At 62.8% G+C, this 15,661-nt stretch carries 13 protein-coding genes; 2 read left to right on the forward strand and 11 right to left on the reverse strand.

Annotated elements, in window-relative coordinates; genetic code table 11:
• Positions 1-236: 236 nt before the first annotated feature.
• The 3 genes from V7066_RS20400 to V7066_RS20410 all read right to left on the reverse strand — a co-directional run bounded on the left by V7066_RS20400 (position 237) and on the right by V7066_RS20410 (position 1,794).
• Positions 237-467, reverse strand: a complete 231-nt coding sequence (locus V7066_RS20400) for a hypothetical protein (RefSeq protein WP_334184818.1) — start codon at positions 465-467, stop codon at positions 237-239.
• A gap of 99 nt (positions 468-566) precedes the next feature.
• Positions 567-842, reverse strand: a complete 276-nt coding sequence (locus tag V7066_RS20405) for an HU family DNA-binding protein (RefSeq protein ID WP_334184819.1) — start codon at positions 840-842, stop codon at positions 567-569.
• 37 nt (positions 843-879) lie between these two features.
• A complete protein-coding gene (locus V7066_RS20410) occupies positions 880-1,794 on the reverse strand; it encodes a HEPN domain-containing protein (RefSeq protein WP_334184820.1) in 915 nt (304 codons plus the stop codon).
• Positions 1,795-2,061: 267 nt separating this feature from the next.
• On the opposite strand from V7066_RS20410, the gene V7066_RS20415 reads away from it, so the two are divergent.
• On the forward strand, positions 2,062-3,141 hold the full coding sequence (locus tag V7066_RS20415) for a hypothetical protein (RefSeq protein ID WP_334184821.1): 1,080 nt from the start codon (positions 2,062-2,064) through the stop codon (positions 3,139-3,141).
• On the opposite strand, the gene V7066_RS20420 is transcribed toward V7066_RS20415, so the two are convergent.
• Both V7066_RS20420 and V7066_RS20425 read right to left on the reverse strand, forming a co-directional pair.
• Complete coding sequence (locus tag V7066_RS20420; RefSeq protein ID WP_334184863.1) at positions 3,138-6,887, reverse strand: conjugal transfer protein TraG N-terminal domain-containing protein; 3,750 nt, start codon at positions 6,885-6,887, stop codon at positions 3,138-3,140. The genes V7066_RS20415 and V7066_RS20420 overlap by 4 nt on opposite strands.
• A 17-nt stretch (positions 6,888-6,904) precedes the next feature.
• The gene (locus tag V7066_RS20425) at positions 6,905-8,320 is read right to left on the reverse strand and encodes a conjugal transfer protein TraH (RefSeq protein ID WP_334184822.1); all 1,416 of its coding nucleotides are present in this window, start codon (positions 8,318-8,320) and stop codon (positions 6,905-6,907) included.
• 98 nt (positions 8,321-8,418) lie between these two features.
• On the opposite strand from V7066_RS20425, the gene V7066_RS20430 reads away from it, so the two are divergent.
• Positions 8,419-9,585: an ATP-binding protein gene (locus tag V7066_RS20430; RefSeq protein WP_334184823.1), complete on the forward strand. Its 1,167-nt coding sequence runs from the start codon at positions 8,419-8,421 to the stop codon at positions 9,583-9,585.
• A gap of 23 nt (positions 9,586-9,608) precedes the next feature.
• On the opposite strand, the gene V7066_RS20435 is transcribed toward V7066_RS20430, so the two are convergent.
• The 6 genes from V7066_RS20435 to V7066_RS20460 form a co-directional block, all read right to left on the reverse strand.
• Complete coding sequence (locus tag V7066_RS20435; protein WP_442947354.1) at positions 9,609-10,199, reverse strand: hypothetical protein; 591 nt, start codon at positions 10,197-10,199, stop codon at positions 9,609-9,611.
• A complete protein-coding gene (locus V7066_RS20440) occupies positions 10,196-11,083 on the reverse strand; it encodes a conjugal transfer protein TraF (protein ID WP_442947355.1) in 888 nt (295 codons plus the stop codon). Before V7066_RS20440 ends, V7066_RS20435 begins: the two co-directional genes overlap by 4 nt.
• Positions 11,080-11,538, reverse strand: a complete 459-nt coding sequence (locus tag V7066_RS20445; protein WP_334184824.1) for a S26 family signal peptidase — start codon at positions 11,536-11,538, stop codon at positions 11,080-11,082. Before V7066_RS20445 ends, V7066_RS20440 begins: the two co-directional genes overlap by 4 nt.
• Before the next feature lie 130 nt (positions 11,539-11,668).
• Positions 11,669-12,535 (reverse strand): type-F conjugative transfer system pilin assembly protein TrbC, encoded by an 867-nt coding sequence (locus V7066_RS20450; protein WP_334184825.1) that lies wholly within the window; start codon positions 12,533-12,535, stop codon positions 11,669-11,671.
• Positions 12,507-13,619 (reverse strand): conjugal transfer protein TraN, encoded by a 1,113-nt coding sequence (gene traN / locus V7066_RS20455; RefSeq protein WP_334184826.1) that lies wholly within the window; start codon positions 13,617-13,619, stop codon positions 12,507-12,509. The genes V7066_RS20450 and traN overlap by 29 nt, the downstream gene beginning before the upstream one ends.
• Positions 13,616-15,472 (reverse strand): hypothetical protein, encoded by a 1,857-nt coding sequence (locus V7066_RS20460; RefSeq protein WP_334184827.1) that lies wholly within the window; start codon positions 15,470-15,472, stop codon positions 13,616-13,618. The genes traN and V7066_RS20460 overlap by 4 nt, the downstream gene beginning before the upstream one ends.
• Positions 15,473-15,661 lie beyond the last annotated feature (189 nt).

The following is a 15,661-nucleotide window of genomic DNA, read 5'->3' on the forward strand; positions in this document are numbered from 1 at the left end:
AAGAGTTGCTCCAGTGCCAGAAGTTAGATGCTCGCCAAAGCTGGCACCATGCCAGGCTCTGGCTCTCCTGGACGTGGGCTTCTGACAAAAGCAAACGTTCAACATGTCGTGCGCGGACGTCGGAAATGTCCCACGTCCGGTCGTTCAGGTTCGCGTTTAACTGGGTGAACCGATGGCCGCTATCAGGGAACCGATATGAGGTGGGTTACGGCCGCTATGTCGGCGCTATCGGCTATTCAATCGGCCGCCACGATCGAATGATCCAGGCGCACATCGTCGAGCAGCCGCTCTATCGCGGCGCGCTGCGCATCGGTGCCGCCCAGCCGGACGTCCCAATTGCAGTGGGTATGTGTCCTCGTGTCGTGCACGATGATCTTGCCAAGCGCCCGCCGCCATGTTTGCGACTTACCGCCTCTTTCCCGGATAAGGCGGGTGATAAGCAGGTGTTCGAGGTCGGATACCGTCATACGTACCGCTTAGCCATTGTTGGTGTTCAATCAAGCAAAGCTGATCGTTGGCGGATTGTGAATGGCGCCGCTAGCTTGAAGTAAGCGGCGCCATTCGTGTCAGCCGTTCAGCTTGTCTTTGATCGCCTTCGCCGGGGCAAAGGTGAGCTTCTTGGAAGCCGCGATCTGGATCGTTTCGCCGGTCGAGGGATTGCGGCCTTCGCGAGCAGGGCTGTCCTTCACCTTGAACTTGCCGAAGCCGTTCAAGGAAATTTCCTCGCCAGCAGCGGCAGCATCAGCAATCGATGCAAAAACGATGTCGACAGCCTTCTTTGCGTCGGTCTTGGTCACACCGGTTTCAGTGGCAAGCTTGTCTGCGAGTTCTGCATTGTTCATTAAATAAATCTCCTGCTGTTATATTTTATCCTGCAACTTATAGATTGGAGCGTAGCTCGGCGATCTTCTCTGCGCAAACTTTGTGCACTGCTTGCCCCAATTCCTCGATACGACTGGCCAACCATTCAAGCTCTTCGTTATCGATGGTGAAATGCTTAGAATATCGCCCTTTGACGTACGCATCTTTGAGCTTTTCGAATCTTGCTCGGTCGCGTTTGCTTTCACGGGGCCAGACGTCGACCAGCAATCCGGAAACTTTCTCAGCTTGGTTGCGAAGAAAATTCACATTGTGCGCACGCGGCGTATAGAAAGTGCAGACCAGCAAAACGCACTGATAAAGCCTCTCGACGGTCTGATGAAGATCAAATGCCGCGTCCCTCAGAAAGCCACACTTCATACCATATCTTGCGATCTGGAAGCGGCTCATCGCGTAAGGGAAGAGATCATCAAAGTAATCCTCAGCCATTTTCAGCGCACCGGCAGGAGTCTTGGGCTGTGGTCTAGCTAGTTCGCTTTCGTCTGCTTGGTAGATGGCAATTCCATCGTCAGCGATATCCAGGAAGAAATATCGGCCATGCGAAAGACCATCATTCACCTCTTGCAGGGTGTGTACGATCAATTGAACCGGCGTATTGAGATAGCCGGAAATTTCGCGCTCCCTGCTCAGCCGTTCTTCGACCTTTTCCCAATAGTCGAACCAGTCGGTGAGTTCCGGTTGATTGACGATTATCAAAATGTCGAAATCGGACTGGTAACCCTTACCTGTGGTCGGCTCATTGACCCAGTTTCCGCGCGCAAATGACCCATAGAGAACAATCTTCAGGATCCTGCCCATCTTGCGCTGGCCGGTCGGTACACCGTGCGCGTCATTGAACTCCTCGAAGATGACGCGGACGAGCCGTTCCAATTCGTGCTGCTTCCGGGCTGGAAGGTGTTCGAGGCTTGTCTTCATGGGTTAGGCTTCAGACTCAAGGATCAGGTGAGCAGGCATGACTTGCCTGTCAGCCATGTGCAAGGCCCGACTGACAAATATGTCGGCCGCACTGTGTAGCGGTGTTCGGGTGAAGAAAGGCCCTGCATATATCGCCAATGTATCATGCGTTTGCGCTCCCAGAAAGAACAATTTGCGAACAAAGGGAAGGGGGAGTGTTGTCAGATTGAGAAAGTGCGGTAGAATTCTCTTTGTTCGATCGGGGATCTACCGAGCAGGAGTACGCTCATGCACGAACAGATACGTACGTCCGGCGCTTGGTCAGGCGAAATCGATTTGCCGCAAACTGTCCGAGTATACTTCGAGCATCGAGATGGAACATATCATCCCGGTTTGTTCGCGATTTCACTGCGCGAAGCTCTGCAGCTTGTCGTGGAGTACGGCTTGGAGGTGCCCCGAGCTTTCGTGACGCTGCGGGATGAGGTCATCCTCGACGTTCGCGAAGGCGAGCTCGAATTTCCGGATGAAGCACTTGAGATTTTCAACGAGTTCAAATCTCGATTTCCGTTACGGATGGATACCTGGATTGAACCTGAAAATCTCGAGAAATGGGTCAGAAGCCGGTGCGCCAAACTCACTCACCGGGCAACAGCCTATGCGGAGGAACTCGGCTTCGACGGACAGGCGCCAGAGGATTACGACCATCCCGTGAACCGGCTCGAACGTGAACTGCAATCCGTTGCGGCGAACTACGGCCTTAATCTGTTCGCCTATGGCTATCAGGTTCCAGGTGTCATCTGCGCCGAGCTTGAGCGGTTTGGTCCTGACATTCCGACCGGAGCAACGGACGCGCAGAATCTTAACGTTTCTGGAGCGGCTCCAGACGGGCAGGAATCCGTAGGGAACGAGGCGCAAGTGACAGCAGCTTCGTTGCATCCCAGCGCTGCGGTATCCAACCTCGCCGGAAAGCAGATTACTTCACCGCCTCCATATAGAGGGGCATTGGCAGCGATCCCGAGGCGCTGGCTCGTCATCGGAGCGTTGGGGGTAATTGGAGCCGCCTTGATCTTTGGAAATGATTTGGACGACATCGCCATGAAGCTGTTCATGGTGGCCCAGTACAGCATCATGGCCGTGCTTGCGTACGCACTATACCGGGCACTGGACTCCATGGTTTGGGGGGCATCCAGTTCGGGTTCCGCCGATGAGGAGCTTGAGGCTACCGACGAGTTCGATCTCCAAAACTGGAGAGATGGCCGGGTTCCCAGGTACATGGACGAGACCGATCCGGCGTCGGGCCCGGATTGGATTGGCAATCGAGTGCGTGACCAGATAATCAAAGATCACGCAGATAGGGCACAGCCCTAATCCTTTCGCCGCCTGTATGACGGGTCATCGTCACCGATGCCGCGGACCATGTCGGTTGAGAGCCTGCCGGTCTCAAGGACTGAATGTTGTTCGAAGCTATTCGCCAGAGAAGTCGGGTCGAATACCGACCTTCCGGATGCTGCGTTTCCAAGGTAGTGGTTTCTGAGACCAGAGCTTCCCAAGACTTGCTCAGACAAGGTGTCGCTGAACACCGTGGCAGGATTCTCGCTTCTGGCAGCGGCGCGTTCAGCCGCAGCGATGACGGTACGGACATCGTAGTTGACGATGTCGAGTGTTCCGGAAGCGGTTACGCCAGTGCCGAAACTTTCGCGGCTGTCCATACCAAGTTGAGCACCGGACCGGCCGCTGGAGGATTGCCGGGACGTTCGACTATTGGCGCTGCGTTCTTCATTGCTGTTGATGCCGCTACTCTCGTGGCTCGAAGCACTCCCCCCAACATTGAGTCCCCAGGATGTCGAGAGCACCGTCCTTTTGTCCGCAACACGGGTCAATGATCTTTGCCATCCCGTCTGCACCATCACAGCCTGTAGATCGCGCTGCAAGGTATCGGCAACCTGCGGCTTGAGGCGCCATTCGCCCTTGCGGTCCATTTCGAAGCCGCCTTGCAGCCAGTTGGCGAGCATCTCCTTGCCATCTTTGCCGCCGCCCATGAAGTGCTCGATCGTGTCCGGCCCCGCTTGCTTACCGGCCTCGAAGCGGGTGCTCGTATCCGAGCGGGCAGATTGCGCGAAGCTCGTGGCACTGGAAACGAGCATATCGTTGTCGGCGAGGCTGAGCCGAGCGGTCCCTCCTTTGGTGATGGCGCCGAACTGGCTGTCGTTGATCAGCCCGGCGTCTCGGAACGCGGCTGCGGTTCCGGGCGTCAGGTTCATGCTGAAATCGCCGTTCTGGTCCATGGCGATTTGCCGTTTGGTGAGGCGGATGCCGTTCGCCGCGAGCAGGCCCTGCATGCGGGACAGGCGCTCATTCTCGACGATGTTCGTCAGACGGCGATTGCGGGCCCTGTCGGCGACACCGGCTGCGCCGCCTTCATCCATGTCCACACGGTTTCCGACGGTCTGGCTGAGCGTAGTGATGAAGCTGTCCAGCCGCGCCGCCTCGCGCACGGATGCGCCGGCAGCATAGGCACCCTGGGCAAAGCCTTCGTTGTCGGCCTGGCGGCGCTGTTCGCCAATGCGCGCCGAGCTACGGGTGCCGTCATGGCCGACTTCGCGCTGCGCATCCAGTTTGCCGGCGCGTTCGGCAAAGTCATACCCCGCAGTCTCGCGGGTGCGGCCATAGACACTGGTGCCTTCGCGCGCCGCTTCCGCGCTCGCGCCGTCAGCGGTTCCAACCTGGACCGCGGCGTTGTAGCTCTCCAGAGCCCGCAGCACCTGCGCTTCGCTGCGTCCGGTCGAATGGCCAAGCCGGGTAATCGCGGTACTGCGTGCTTCGCCGGAGAGCGCATTGATGAAGCTGATCCGGCGGGCAGTCTCCGTCACGCCGAGGCCGAGCATGCCGGCGGCCTGGCGCTGGCCATGGTTCGAACCGGTGCGCCATGCCTGCTCTGTCGCGACATTGCCGCGCTCGGTTTCGGCGATGCGGTTACCGGCGTGATCGCGGCGCCCTTCCATTGCGCCGACCTGGATTTGCGCACCCGTCAGATCGTTGGCGAGCATCTGATGCTGATCGTAGGCATTGGCGATGAGCTTGGCGAACGTCGGGTCCGCATGGGCCTCGGCGATGACGCCGGTTGCTTTGAGCTGTGCGTCCTGCGGGGAGTAACCGTTTCGCTCGAAATGGCGCGTCGCGGCCTGCATCATCATGCCGTAAGCGCGCTGATCGCCGAAAGCCCGCCACTGCACGAGGTTCTGGGAAAAACCGGCAAAAGCCTGTTCGCCGGCCTTGCCTTCCCCAAAGTAGCCCGTGCCTATCGCGCGCAAGGCGTCCTTTTCGGCGAACTGGTGGATGGCACCAGTCGCAGCATTGGCTTCGACCGCCCGCGTGGTGGCAGGATCGGAAAGGTTCTTGCCGGAGAGAGCAGGGGCCAAGCTGCCGAGCTGGCGCGCGCCCTCGATCCCGCCGAATGCAAACGCTGTCGAGCCGCGTGCGCCCGGGCTTTCGCCAAGCACATGACCCGCTTCGCCAAAGGCGCGGTTGTTGTGGAACGTCGTTCGCTCGCCGAAATCACCGAAGCTCGAGGCGGCGCCGCGCCGTGAGCCGGTTCCAAGCGCTGAGGCCTGGGCCTCGAGCGCGGAAGCCTGTCCTTCCGCAGTGGCGATCGGGGCCGCTGCGGCCGCCCCCTGACCGGCGATGCCTAGCGAGCCTGAAGTGAAGGCGGAGAAGACGTTGCCGCTGAAGCGGAAGACGGTGAAGACGAAGGCACCGGCAAGACCTGCGGCGGCCGTTCGAAACGTGCCGAAGATCGCCAGCGCCTTCATCGCTGCCGAAGGCGCCAATAGCCAGGCATTGGCGGCAAGGTTGTTGGTGCGCAGTTCCGCGAGGCTCGCCATCGCCCGGCCGAGCGTCAGTTGGTAGATGCCGGCATCGATTACGCCCCAGAGCGCGACGAAAACGAACATGCCGAGCGCGAAGCTCGCGACCCTGAGATTGATGGGCGTCAGCACGAAGAGCAGGGCGACCGGGATCATGAACAGCATGATCCCGAACACGGCAGCCCGGATCGCCGGCATCCATTCGTTGGCGACCGACATCGTGGCGAGGCCATTCGATCCGATCGCCCTGTTGGCCATGGCGCGTGCGGCGCCCGCCGGTGAGTCCTCGAACAGGACGTCACCCACGCTCTGTGACAGCAGCGTATGGGTGAACAGTGCCTGGGCGGTCAGCGGACGATCGAGCATCATCTGGCCAAGATTGCCCAGCTGCTGCCTGCAGCGCGCGAGCTGCTGGGCATCGGCGGTGTCATAGCCGGTCTGCGCACAGACCTGCTTGCTGTAGGCGTCGAACAGCGCAGGATCGGAGAGCCGCCCTGCGATGTGATCCCAGGCCTCCGTGCAGCTGACGGTGCTGCCGCCCTTGTTGCTTTCGGTGTAGATCGTCGAGAAGGTCGCGGGGCCGGCCATCGCCGCAAATGAAGCGGGCAGGTCGGTGCTGGTTCGCAGCAGCTGGTCATCGTCGATCCCGTAAGCCGGCGAAACCCTCGCAACGGGATAGCACTGACGCACGTAGTCTTTGATCGTCGCGTCAAGGAACGTGTCGGTCATCGGTCCGCGCGGGCTGACGGCATTGAGGAACAGATCGAAGCTGTGCCCACCCGATCCGAACTCGAGCTTGGCGTTGGGATCGAGCGTGTTGTCGTCGATCGTCTCGACGAGCGCGCGCTCCATCATGTTGCTGGCACCGCCGACCAGAACCAGCAGGTTGGGCACGCCGCCGACGGCCTGGTAGGCATTGCGTACACGGTCATAGACGTGGACGGTTCCGGTCGAGGCAATGAGGCCGACGAAGACGCCGACGCCGAACAGGATCTGAAATCCGAAGGCCACCAGACCCATTCCGGAGCCGCGGACGCTGGCGATAACGGCGCCAAGCGCGATACCGGCGGTCGCGATGATGAGGACCAGGGTTTCGTAGCGGGGGTCGCCGAAGATCATCGAGACGAGGCGGAACGCATCCACCGTCTCGGCAAAGCCGTCGTAAGTGTGGAAGCTCGCATCGATCGCCGCCGCAGGCGTGACCGTCAGGGTCGGTAGCAGGGCGAGAAGGGCGGCGGCGCGCTTGACCATGGTTCGCTGCACGGCGGCTACTCGCGGCGGGCGGCAGCGCCCGCTGCATCACGTGCATCACGGTCGCGTTCGCGCAGCAGGCCTGCATAGTTCGCCGAGAGGTTGGCGGCCGAGAGTGCGGCCATGTAGCTCTGGCGCATCTGAGCGCGCTGTCGGAGCGCCTCTTCTCGCAGATCGCGCAGCTGTTCGATGCCCTTGGCGAGAATGCGCGTCTGGCAGACATTCGCGCTTGTGCTGTTTGCGGCGCCAGCCGCCGTAGCCCCTCGCTCGGCATTACTAACTGCGAAATCGATCGTGCGCGTGAGATCGTTGAGCATCTGGTAGGCAAGCGAGAGCGCGACGAGCTCATCGGTGTCGGCGATCACGGAACCGACGACGCCTTGGCGAACGCCCCATTCCAGCATGCGGTAGACCGGCAAGGTCCGCACATTGGCAACGAACTGCCGTTCATCGGGCGACAATGCGGACCGGGTGCGGACTTTCGTGGCAATGGCCTCCATGCGGTCGCGGGCCATTGCTAGCGCGCCGCGCCCGCCGCCGTCCGGACTACAATCAGCGCCGGTCGGCGGTACGTTGAGCGCCCGCTTCTGCACAGTCCCGGTCAGGAAGTCCTGCGGACTATCGGTGTCCTGGCGCGGACACTGCGGGATCGCGGTGAAGAGCGGCACTTTGTCGTTGGTGTCCCAGCGCATGTAGACGTCGCCGACGCGCGCCCGCATGACACTTGCCCAGTCACCGGCGCCGATGCGCGAAGCAGCGTGGCTGAGGAGCGAGCCGGTGCGGAAGATCTCGGTCACCTCGGCAGGGCAGTTGGCGAGCGCGTCCTTCAGATCCTCGGTCGGATTGTTGGCATTGGCTTCGATCTTCTCGCGGCTCTGTTGGTAGCTCTTGGCAAAACCCTGCTTGACCGAGCGGTATCCGGTCATTTCCTCGATGATCCCGGACATGTTGTCGTCGCCCTTGGCGATCTGCACCATGCGGTTGGCAAGCCGGCAATCGTTGACCTGGATCGAGTTCAGGAAGTTGGTCGCGGCCTCCATCTTGCTGATGATGTTCCCCATTTTTTCATCAAGGGTCTCGAGCAGGTATTGGAAAGCCACGGCGGGGGCGGCTTGAAGGATGCTCTCGAGCTTTTGGACGAGGTACTCCGGATCGAGGAATGACATGCCGCCCAGGAACATGTCGATGCCGCCGCAACCTGCGCGGACCTTGGGCAGGCTCATCGACATGAGGTAGTCGTTGTGGACGTCTACGCGCCCCGACATGCCGCCGGCGGTCAGATAGCCACGCGTCTGATCCTCGAAGCTGCCCGGTGAGGAATAGGTGACATTGTCGAACCAGCTTTCCGCCCAACTCTGTGCTTGCGCTGGAGCGGGGAGTGACAGGCATGCAAGCAGGACAAATCCGAATCCGATCAGGCGCGGGATTGGCATGACAAACCTCCTGTGGGATAAGGCTCCGAGCGAAGTAGCCCTAAATCTTCGGGAATTTTAACCTTGCAAATTTGGATCAGTATTCCGAATATGCGAGGATGATTGAGAGGAAGATTGCAGCCGAACTCGTCGAGCGATTGGACAGTGCTCCAGCCGTCGCCCTCCTTGGGCCGCGCCAGGTCGGCAAGACCACGCTTGCTCAAACCATCGGCGAGGAACGAGACGCGCTCTACCTTGATCTCGAATCCGAGGCCGACCGCGCCAAGCTCGCGGAGCCCGAACTCTATCTCGCACAGCACGAGGACAAGCTCGTCATTCTCGACGAGGTCCACCGGCTGCCGGAGATCTTCCAGCCGCTGCGCGGGCTGATCGATCAGGGGCGCCGCAAGGGCCTGAGGGCCGGCCGCTTCCTGCTGCTCGGATCCGCATCGATCGACCTCCTGGCCCAGTCGGGTGAAAGCCTTGCCGGGCGCATCAGCTACCTTGAGATGGGGCCTCTCGGCATTGTAGAGGCACCGAAGCAGGATGGCGACAAGCTCTGGCTGCGGGGAGGGTTTCCCGACAGCTTCCTGGCCCGCAGCGATCATCTGAGCATGCGGTGGCGGCGGGATTTCATCCGCACCTATCTCGAGCGTGACATCCCGATGTTCGGGCCGCGCATTCCCGCCGAGACGCTGCGCCGGTTCTGGACGATGCTGGCGCACCACCAATCCAGCCTGCTCAACGCATCGGAGTTCGCAAGAAGCCTCGGCGTCGATTCCAAGACGGTTGCGAGCTATCTCGATCTGATGGTCGACCTGCTTCTGGTCCGCCGTCTCGAGCCCTGGCACAGCAATGCCTCGAAGCGCCTCGTCAAATCCCCGCGCATCTATGTACGGGACAGCGGTCTCGTTCACGCGCTTCTGGGTATCGTGACGCCCGAAGACCTGCTGGGGCACCCGGTAGCCGGTGCGAGCTGGGAAGGGTTTGCGCTCGAGAGCCTGATCATGGCCGCACCTGAAGGAACGGCTGCGAACTTCTATCGCAGCGCCGCAGGCGCCGAAATCGATCTTCTGCTCACGCTGCCGGGCGGCGAACTCTGGGCCATCGAGTTCAAGCGCAGTCTCGCCCCCAAGGTGGAACGCGGGTTCCATCACGCGGCGGAAGACCTTGCCCCTGCGCGCAAGATCATCGTCTATCCGGGGACGGAGGCATATCCCTCCGGCCACGGGATCGAAGTGATGCCGCTGTGGGCAGCCGCGCGCCTGCTTGCCGGCCAAGCATAGGGCGAACGCATGCGTCCCCGGTGTCATGGCCGAGGCTTCCGGTCCGGCGCTGGGCTTGCAACAATGCCGGTGAATTTTGCCATCGCGCGTACGGCTACCGCAGGTCTGACCCCAGTGAGCATTTTCGACGAGAGGTAGAGGTTGCGCGCGAGGTTCGCGGTGTGATCGGTGCCGATCGCAATGGGGATCGCTCTGGCCTGGTCTGACCGCGGCCGTACCCAGGCGACCGGATATCCGACCCATGGCAGACCCATTCGGCCCGACAGGACGGCAGCTTGCTCGGGGCCGAGGGTGCGGACCTGCCAGCCGTACCTGCGCGCGAGGCCACTCAATTTCGACCAGAGGTCGCCGCAGGGAACGCATCCGGGCGATGTCGTCATCTCGATCACGAAAGCGGGACCATGGCCGGCAAGGGTCGGGGCGAAGTCGTCAGGAAAGTCGCGCGTTACCGGAACCCTTGAAAGCCATTCTGCCATCGCTCGCTGATCGGAGACCGGATGAATGGCGGCGCTGCGCGGATCGGCGGCGACGCTAGCTTGGGCTGCCGGGGCGGCGTAAAGGGCCGTTGCCGCGCCGGATGCGAGCGCGGCAAGCCGCAGTTTTTCGGCTCTCATGGCGCGTCCCCTCCCATGCTGGTTTCCGAGATAGTCGCGTCACGACCGGCACTGCTCGCGCCGACCGGACCGTTACCGAGGGCATCGAAGAACCCTGCGTCCTCGCCAGGGCCGGTCATGAACTGCTCTGGGCGGATATCGCCCCGCAGCAGGCGCACAGCCTGGTAGGTCATCTGCGCAAGGGTGGGATAGGCCTCGACCCCAGTCGCCACGATCATGCGCTGCCGGCTGCTGCGGCGGATCACCATGGTGGTCGGCGTCACTTCGACCCCGAAGCGCGACCCGGCCTCGGGACGCTCGTCGAGATCAATCCGTGTGACCTGCCAGCCGGTCTCATCTTGGAAGCGCTGGATGATCGGCCACTGCACGCGGCAATATCCGCAAGAAACCCGCGAGAACATGACCAGCGCGAACTCGTTCGACTTCGCGCGCAGATAGGCGTTTCGGATCGAGTCCTTCTGCGCGGCAAGCTGCGCGCGGGCATCGCCGACCATCGGATTTGCCGATTTCGCATTGAGTTCCGGGTGCTGGAGCATGGCGATTTGGGTGAGCCCTGCAAAGGCGCGTGCCTTGCGCCGGGCAAAGTCTTCAAGACGCCAGAAGTCCGCGACCGCCTCGACGGTCAGAACCGTGGCGGCATAGTCGCGCTGGTCCTCGATCAGCTTTCGGATCCGGGGCGGGGTCCAAGCCGCGAGTTCGGCCATCGGCGGGATGCGCGGCTTCGGAAGCGGTTCCTCGTCCGCTGTGCTTTCCGGCTCGGGAGCCTGGTACCACCAGTAGCCTTGCCTACCGTCCGGGGGAGCAGTCCTGGATTCTGGCGAAGCCTGCGCGGCGCTGGACAGCACTGCGGCGGCAGCAAGGGACGCGAGCAGGGCGCCGCTCACAGCAATCGCTCCATGCGCGTTAGACGTTTAATGGAAACCAGGCCGAAGTAGCGGCTGTCGAACCCGCGCGGGTGCGCGGAGCCGACATAGGCCATGCCTGGCGGAACGATCCCGCTCCAATGCATGTGCTGAAGCGCCATGCCGTTATGGGCGCGGGGCAGGCTTATTCCGAGGAGGCGGCCGTTGCAGTAGTACCAGCCGTCGCGGTCATGAGCCGAAAGCGGAGACGAGCGCTCCACCGTCGTCAGTTTGTCGCCCGGAAGGCACAAGGCATGCTTGGTGACCGGAACCGGGGCGGGGCCCGCGACGGGATGGCTAAGGGTGAAGCGAACGAAGTCGCCGCGCGCAATGGGGCCTGGTTGTTCGGTCAGCACCCAGGCTTCGATCGAAGGCGACACCACAAGGTTGATGCGCGGCATCATGATGCCCGCAGCGAGTGCCGCAGGGCAGGCCACCAGCAACGCGAGGCACAGCCGGCGCCAGCTTGTGGGTCCTTCCTGCCCTTGGGGGCTTAGGGCTTCGGCGGCCTGCCGTGGAAGATATATGATCGTACCTATCAGCTGCGAGGTCAGGCGGCGAAGCGGATCAGGGATTGCTGAGCAGGGCTTGTGCATCGCGCACCTCCTCCTTGCCGCCGAGGCGGGCATATTCCTCGAGTAAGCCGGACAGAGCGCTGTCGCCGTAAACGAGCGGGGCTGTGCCGCGCACCGGAGGCGCCTCATCATCACCGCGCTCGCAGTACGGGAGAGTGGGATCGCCTGGCACCATGACCAGTGCGGGGACACGCCTGACGGTGAACTGACGGAACAGGATCGGGTCGACGACGATCTGCACCGAGCGCATACGGCAGGCTGGACCCTCGCAGCCGGGATCGATGCGCAGGACCTCGGCGCTGAGCCTCGCCAGCGGGGTGATCTTTTTCATCCCGCCGGGAACGCCGCGAAAGGCGATCACCCCGTGGACCCGTTCGAGCTGCGCGGCATAGCTGCGTAAGGTCGCAGACGGCATCGAGGAGGAGGCAAACAGGACCGGGACCCATCCTTTCGGCGCAGCCGGGACGGCCTTGGCAAGCGCCTGTTCTTCTCCGGGCTCCAGCCCCAGCGCCTGGCGCAGGGCCCGCGCCTGCTTGGCGCGCTCGGCGGCGAGACCGGCCTGGGCGGCGGCATTGGCGGCTCGAGCCCGCGCTTCCATAGCCGGATTTGCGGATCGCTGCCTCAGGCCTTCGAATGCGCGCCGTCGTTCCGGCGGCGTGGCCGCTCGCGGCAGCTGCGGAGACGGCGTCCCGTCCGGCAGGTCCTTGGCATTTCGCAGGGCTTGCTCGAGCCGGTCCATGGCCGCCGCTCCCTCGGCGCCGATCGCCCGGCGTCCGTTTTCGGGGGCTGCTGCGCCAGCGCCGAGGCCGATCAGGCCTGCGAGCAGGGCCTTACTGATTGACGGCCTTGAGGTAAGCATCGACCCTGTCCTCCATGTCGATCTGGATCTCCGATTGCGCGCGGGTTTCGATCTCCGCGTAGTATTCGGAGAGGTCCATCTTGCTGAAATCGAGTGCCTGGAACTCCTCGGGCGTGAAGCCACGGCACATCGGCTGTTTCGCCGTACCCCAGAGATCCGCGTTGAAGGCCTTGAGCTGCGGGCGACCCTGCTCCTGGATGATCCGGCCGAGCTTGGTGTTGAAGCAGCAGGACCCGCGCGCCTTTTGCAGGCAGACGCCGAGCACGCTCGATGTGCAGTAAGTGCCGATCTCGTGGCACATGCCGGAGGCGCGCAGCATGGCGGCTTCCATGTCCTGCTGGTCGCAGCCAGAAAGCAGGAACTCCATCATGAAGTTGATCGCGAGGCTCACGGCGATGGAACTCGGATCGAGCCCGATGATCAGGGCATTGGCGCCGGCGCTCGCAGCCTGGCCTGCGGTCGCACCTGCCTTGAAGGCGGTGTACGCCGCTTTCATGCCGGTGAAGACGCCCTTGGCGACGGCGATCTTCGTGCCGATCGACGAGATCGACGAGCCCATGCCGTCCTTGACGATCTTGCCCTTGTCCTTGCAGCAGTTGGCGAACGTCGTCGAAAGTCCGGGAGGGCGGCAGCGCATGCCGCGACCCGAAAAGATTCGTACCTCGCCCATGCAATTGCCGTCAGCATCGATGCCGCCATTGGCCTCAGGGCCGGCATCGTCGATCGGCGGTTCTTCGGCGATGGGATGGGCCGAAAGATCGATGCAGGAATTGGGCGAGCAGGCAGGTGTCCCGCCGCTCGAACGGGTGTGGCAGGCGAATTGCGCGCCGATGGGGCAAGTGTATCCGCCGGTGCCGTCGGCCACACAGTCCGCCGCCTGGATGGGGCAAAGTTGCTGGCCATCGGTCGCGGCAATGCAACCGGCCTGCTCGCCGGGGTCGGCAGCGTCGCCGTTTCCGTTGAGGTCTATCGCGCAGATCTGCTGCGCGCTCACGGGCACCGGCACCGCAAAGGCGAGGAAGAGACAGGCGAGCAAGCCGGCGAGGCCAGGGGCGGTGCGAGCGGAGTGACGCAGCACCTTCATGGCGTGACCTGCGTGCAAACGAGATCGGCTCCGGCAAGCCGCACGGTCTGCATCATGGCGACCGCTTCCGGAAAATCGTCGAGGCAACCGCATGCGGAGACGATCTCCTCGCCGGGGCCTGCCGGGCACCGGTTGTCATCGGTGCAGGCGTGGAAGTGGATTTCTTCGCCGACCGGCACATTCTGACGACCGGCGACAATGCCGTCTGCTGCCACGCCGTCATTGGCGGCGGCTTTCCGTGTCTTGCAGATCGGTTCGCAGGCCGCGACCGAACCGCGATCGGGAAGCGAGAAGGGACGGGTGGTCTCGGAGAAACTTCCATCGTTCCGGCGTGCCCGATCGGCGAGCAGGGCTTCGGTCGAATGATCGATGATGTAAGCACCGCGGCTCGTGTCCGGCAGCGGCGCCTCGACCGAGGTGCAGCGATAGGTTCTGTCCTTTTGGAAGAAATCCCGGGTGAGTTCGACAGGACAGGCGGGCTCGCCCAGCTGCCGGGTCTGGGACAGGGGTTTAAGACCGGTCGCCACACCCTTGATGAAGGTCTGAACGCCGTCGACCGTCTCGCTGTCGAGGCGGCACTGCGGGTCGTCTGCAATGACGGCGCAGCCGTCGACGAGCTGCTCGACCGTCTTGCAGCTGTCGTCGACATCGACATGAATTTGCGCGAACGCCTCCCCCTCGTCGGCCACGGCAACGTGCAGCCAGATCTCGTGGGTTCCGGCGGTCAGCCGCGAGGTGATGTCGAGGTTCGGAGTTTGCGTGTAGGTCTTCTTCTGCTCGCATTTTCCCGGCGGCAATCCCGAGGAGGTCCAGGCTTGCGGCCCGGAGGCTACCACCTCGCCGTCGATCCGGATCTGTGCCCAGTCGTCTGCGAACCACCGCGCAAGCCGTGCATTCACGATGCGAGCCGGATCGCGGACATCCAGCGTCATGCGAAAGTCGATGAGCTTGCAGCCGCTTGCCGACAGGCTGTTGTCTGAAGGGGAGCCCATCAGGAAGTCGAGCGAGGTACCGCTGCCGACCGTCGAATACCCACCGGACGTCCGGCTGATGATCTCACCGGGTTTGGCGCTGAGCACGGTCACCGTGCGCTCGGCTGAACAGCGGCGATACTGAAGCGAAGTTCCGGTGCCCACCTGCGAGGCGGCGAGTGCCTGGAAGACAGAACTGCCCGAAGACACGGCATAGGCGTCGGACGCCATCGGCGCGGGATTTGCCCGGTAGCCGGGTTGTGCAAGGCTCGGGCTGGCGGCACATGCCGTGGACTGCGCCCCGACATAACGGATCGAGGGGCCGTCGATGACCGCCTCGGTCACGCCGTAGCGCGGATCTGAGGTGGTCAGCGCGCCGATCATGCCGCCGCCGAGATCGCGTAGCACGCCGCTCATGTTGGACCAGGCCAGATTGGCCCCGCAGCTCCCGTTGATGCAATAGCACCCGGCAAGTTCAGCGAGCTCAGCCGATTGCAGCGTCAGGCTCCCTGAGGCGTCGGCGTGCCAGCGGTAGCTCTTGCAGGCATTCCAGGTCCCGGGATCGCAGGCGATCACGCCGTTGGCGCAGATGCCCGAGACCGGTACCGGCAGCTGCCAGCGGCTGTCGAAGGTTCCGTCGAGATCGGTATCCCGGGCGATGCTGACCGCCGTCAGGTCGCCGGTACTGGCAGGTTGGACCAAGACTTCGAGCAGGCTGGCAGTCCTCCGGCAGGCAAGGCTTGGGGTGAACGAGCGGCTACCATCGACGGTCGTGACCGCCTGTCCGGCAAGCCCCGGCGTCAGGTAGTTGCGCGTGATCGCGTCGCTTTCGCTCGATTTGGTCCGGGAGGCTGCGGCGGCGGCGCGGGCGCGTTCTTCCATGGTTTGTGCCGCGGCCGTGGGAATGGGCCCGGAAACGGACAGGGAGGCCAGTGCGGCCAGAACGACTTGGCAGGCGGAGAGGGAATGCCCGCGTCGATCCAGGAGGGAGGTGGCCGCACTGGCCGAGGTTGGAGCCGTGCCGCTCAGGGGAAGCAGCGACACGGCTCCGGTCCTGCACAGAAACCGCGG

It is taken from the genome of Novosphingobium sp., assembly GCF_036820275.1.
Taxonomy (GTDB): Bacteria; Pseudomonadota; Alphaproteobacteria; order Sphingomonadales; family Sphingomonadaceae; genus Novosphingobium.

What these genes read in the sequence shown, in the direction of transcription:
- V7066_RS20450 (WP_334184825.1), bottom strand. Translation starts at nt 12,535, where the DNA reads ATGCTTACCTCAAGGCCGTCAATCAGTAAGGCCCTGCTCGCAGGCCTG.
- V7066_RS20400 (WP_334184818.1), bottom strand. Translation starts at nt 467, where the DNA reads ATGACGGTATCCGACCTCGAACACCTGCTTATCACCCGCCTTATCCGG.
- V7066_RS20435 (WP_442947354.1), bottom strand. Translation starts at nt 10,199, where the DNA reads ATGAGAGCCGAAAAACTGCGGCTTGCCGCGCTCGCATCCGGCGCGGCA.
- V7066_RS20415 (WP_334184821.1), top strand. Translation starts at nt 2,062, where the DNA reads ATGCACGAACAGATACGTACGTCCGGCGCTTGGTCAGGCGAAATCGAT.
- V7066_RS20405 (WP_334184819.1), bottom strand. Translation starts at nt 842, where the DNA reads ATGAACAATGCAGAACTCGCAGACAAGCTTGCCACTGAAACCGGTGTG.
- V7066_RS20460 (WP_334184827.1), bottom strand. Translation starts at nt 15,472, where the DNA reads ATGGAAGAACGCGCCCGCGCCGCCGCCGCAGCCTCCCGGACCAAATCG.
- V7066_RS20425 (WP_334184822.1), bottom strand. Translation starts at nt 8,320, where the DNA reads ATGCCAATCCCGCGCCTGATCGGATTCGGATTTGTCCTGCTTGCATGC.
- V7066_RS20430 (WP_334184823.1), top strand. Translation starts at nt 8,419, where the DNA reads ATGATTGAGAGGAAGATTGCAGCCGAACTCGTCGAGCGATTGGACAGT.
- V7066_RS20410 (WP_334184820.1), bottom strand. Translation starts at nt 1,794, where the DNA reads ATGAAGACAAGCCTCGAACACCTTCCAGCCCGGAAGCAGCACGAATTG.
- traN (WP_334184826.1), bottom strand. Translation starts at nt 13,619, where the DNA reads ATGAAGGTGCTGCGTCACTCCGCTCGCACCGCCCCTGGCCTCGCCGGC.
- V7066_RS20420 (WP_334184863.1), bottom strand. Translation starts at nt 6,887, where the DNA reads ATGGTCAAGCGCGCCGCCGCCCTTCTCGCCCTGCTACCGACCCTGACG.